Origin of the sequence: Desulfamplus magnetovallimortis (genome assembly GCF_900170035.1) — a bacterium.
GTDB lineage: Bacteria > Desulfobacterota > Desulfobacteria > Desulfobacterales > Desulfobacteraceae > Desulfamplus > Desulfamplus magnetovallimortis.
Genome location: NZ_LT828553.1, coordinates 50,553 through 54,139, shown reverse-complemented (window position 1 = coordinate 54,139; position 3,587 = coordinate 50,553). Strand labels below are relative to the sequence as shown.

Annotated in this window: 3 protein-coding genes; all 3 read left to right on the top strand. The window is 31.6% G+C overall.

The annotated features are described in order from the left end of the window. A partial coding sequence (locus MTBBW1_RS19690; protein ID WP_186441534.1) for a hypothetical protein occupies positions 1-290 on the top strand: 290 nt, incomplete at its 5' end. 422 nt (positions 291-712) lie between these two features. Beyond that, positions 713-1,375: a response regulator transcription factor gene (locus tag MTBBW1_RS19685; RefSeq protein WP_080806314.1), complete on the top strand. Its 663-nt coding sequence runs from the start codon at positions 713-715 to the stop codon at positions 1,373-1,375. Positions 1,376-1,421: 46 nt separating this feature from the next. After that, positions 1,422-3,260: a sensor histidine kinase gene (locus MTBBW1_RS19680; protein WP_186441532.1), complete on the top strand. Its 1,839-nt coding sequence runs from the start codon at positions 1,422-1,424 to the stop codon at positions 3,258-3,260. The last annotated feature ends 327 nt before the right edge of the window (positions 3,261-3,587 follow it).

The following is a 3,587-nucleotide window of genomic DNA, read 5'->3' as shown; positions in this document are numbered from 1 at the left end:
CGTATGGGGTAAGCGGTGAAGGTGATTATACCCAAAATATAATAATTAAAAATCTTACGAAAAATTCATTTGACTTCTTTTTTGAGTCTATGGCAGGAATGAATATTGGTGAAATTGAAGGGAAGGCATATATTAACAATAATGCAAACACATTACAGTTTGACGGGGAAGAGAATTGTTCTTTGACTTTTCAGCTTAATGGCAATGCTTTGCAAGTCAGTGCAACAGATGGATGTAGTTATTACGGTGGTTTAAATGTTACTTTTGAAGGACGATTTATTAGGCCATAAAAATAAAAAACGACTAATGCTCTGTCAAATCTTAATTTTAGGGTTAATTCTATTAATAGAGCACCCTAAATCTTAGTCTTGACGAAGCACTAACGCTCATAATGCCTCTCCGTTTGAGTCTGTGATTGATGCTATGGCAATCAAACCCTTCCGCTGGAGATACAAACAACGGATGTGAAATAGTTTTTCATGCCTATTTTACTCAAAATCGACACCTTGATGGCTTTTTCGGTAGCTATTGAATTTGTCTGAATCAGGATAACCAAGATGGATAGGATGTTCAGGATAGATAATCCTGCCTTATCCTGTTAATCCTGGGTATCCTGATTCAGACAGTGTTGACAAGGCTTAAAAGATCATAGGTGTCAGTTTTGAGTATTTTAAATAAAGACAATCTCTTTCAACTAAGAGCCAAGTAAACAATGAAAGTATTAATAATTGAAGATGATATCCAGCTTAACACAACCGTCTCTGATTTTTTAAGAGATAATGGCTATGAAGTGACTTCTCTTTATGATGGTGAAGATGGAATAAATGAAATTGATCTAATAGAGTATAATTTATACATTATTGATATTAATATTCCCAATATAAATGGTTTGGATATAGTTAAATACATAAGGCAAAAAGATTTATTCTCCCCAATTATTATGATAACTGCTTCAATGGAGTTAGAAAATATAAAAACAGCGTTTGGCAGTGGTTGCAGCGAGTATATCAAAAAGCCTTTTTATCTGGAAGAGCTTGAGATTAGAATCAATAATATACTCAAAAAACAGAATGAAGCGCCTATTATCAGAATATCAGATACAATTAACTATGACACTGAGTACGAAGAGTTAAAGATAGATGGAGAAGTTGTAAAACTTAGAAAAAAAGAGAGAAGGCTTCTTACTTTATTCCTACTAAATATCAACAAAACAGTTACTTTTGAAAAAATAGAAAACTATGTTTGGGAAAATGAGATTAAAGAACAATACCCATTAAGGCAGCTAATATTTGATTTGCGGAAAAAATTTAATACTGGTGAGAACTTTATTTTTAATATTAATGGTTTAGGCTATCGATTTGAGACAAAGATATAAACTCAATCATTATATTCTATTTTTTATATTCTCCATTATGATTGTTATGAGTGTTGGCCAATATATTATTTATAGCAATTATAAGCGCTCATTAATAGATGACTATAAAGCCAAACATACCTATAAATCACAACAGGTTAGGGAAGATTATCGGCTTTTAATAGATCAATTACAATATGACTTTAGAAAAGTTGAAAATCAAAATATCTTGAAAATTAATCAGCTTTATGAACGCTATGAAAGAGAAAAAAAGCACTTCGATATTAAAAAAGTCGCTGATGAATTGAATAAAGATGTCGCATTTGGTGAGTATCAGGTCTTTTTAATCAACAGGGATTATATTGTTGAAAAAGCCTCATATGAAAACGATATCGGATACGACCTGGGGCAATATAAAGCCATGAAGGATTTACTCCAAAGTGTATTTGATAAAAAAATAGATATTGATATATCAGTACCTATACTGGATTCCACCTCAATGACTTTTAAACGATTTCTTCATAAATTGTCAGATGATGGTAAATATCTTTTACAGATCGGCTATGTGCTTAATATTTATGAGAATTTAAAAGTAAAGTACCAGCACTATTCAAGAGAAGCTATCTCGATGAATATCTATTTAGTTAATGAGTATATTTTGCAGGAAATAAATTTACGTGACAAGCTATTTACTAAAAAATCCATTGCAGATGAGTGGAAAAGTTCCAAATCATTACTTTCATTGCTTTCCAGTCATACCAATGACACAAAGTTACAACAAATCATAGACACTATAGACAGAGATGTAAAAAACAAGTCTCTGAACATCAGCCATGAACTATCTAAAGTCTTTAATAATAAAGACAGGCTCATTTCATATTTAGATTTAAAGAGTAATACATTTTTTATCTATTCTATAACCGATGGTCTTTTTATTAAAGGCAACGAGATGAAGCTGATTATTAAAATAGAATATTCCACCAATGAATTACAAAAAAATATCCGTCTGGTGTTTTACTTTTTAATGACGTTATGTATGGTCATTTTTGTTATACTCTATTTTATTTATCTTTTTTTATATAATAATGTTACCAATAAACTGGTGGGTATTATAAACGATATTCAGGAAGGGAATAAAAGTTCCATTAGGGCCATTAAGATAAAAGAAATCGATTATCTTAACTCAAAATATAATGAATCTGTTGAAAAAACAAATAAGGAAAGAGAGAAAAACATATTACTACTAAAGGAAAACAAACGGTTTATCGCTGACACCGTTCATCAAATCAGAACACCACTGACAAATATATTGATGAACAGTGAAATGGTAAAAAAATATCAAAACGATCAAAAGCTTTTGAAGTTTATCAATCAAATAGAGGCTTCTGTAAATATGCTCTCTAATTCATATGAAGATTTAGCCTATGTCACGACTTGTGATACAATTGAATATCGACCAACAAAAATCTCTTTGAGTAAAATAGTAACTCAAAGAGTAAAATTTTTTGAAATTATCTCAGAGGTGAATTTAAAAAGAAATATCTCAAATATAGAGGACAATATTTACCTTGTTATCAATGATATAGAATGTGAGCGATTAATCGATAATAATATCTCTAATGCGATCAAATATGCAACACCAAACAAACCAATTTTTGTAGAACTCTACAATAATAAGGATACTAATGGAGTGATATTAGAGTTTAAATCTTTTGGAAAACCTATAAAAAATGTCGCAAGGATTTTTGAAAAAAACTATAGAGAATATGAAGCTAAAAGAGGATTGGGCTTAGGGCTTAATATGGTTAAAGGTATTTGCAAAAAGTATAATATTTCATACAGCGCTACCTATATTGATGGGCAAAATATTTTTACTTATACGTTTAATTCTCCTCGTGAGTCATAACTATAGCGCTCAGCAAAACTGATACAGTTCTACTCAGGTAAATTGATACGTTGGTTCACAACGGCAGGCAGATACCCCGCCCTTAAAAACAAAAAAAAGACCCCGCCTCCTGTTGCTTTATCCAGCCAGGCTTCTTTCGTTTTAACATGGAGTTGGACTAGCACCGCCATAAAGCGAGATAGTTTGAATCGTTTGATGAGATTCTGTTAGGTCATGTGCCTATAAACAGCGAGCCTTCGAAGAAGCTTGCCATTCGCGGTGTTCCGACTTATGGGGGTAGCCTGGAGTTGTCATTATTATAGCTGATATGAATAACTGATAAGAGAT

Excerpts from the sequence above, each read along its gene's own strand:
- MTBBW1_RS19685 (WP_080806314.1), top strand. The coding sequence starts at position 713 with ATGAAAGTATTAATAATTGAAGATGATATCCAGCTTAACACAACCGTC.
- MTBBW1_RS19680 (WP_186441532.1), top strand. The coding sequence starts at position 1,422 with ATGAGTGTTGGCCAATATATTATTTATAGCAATTATAAGCGCTCATTA.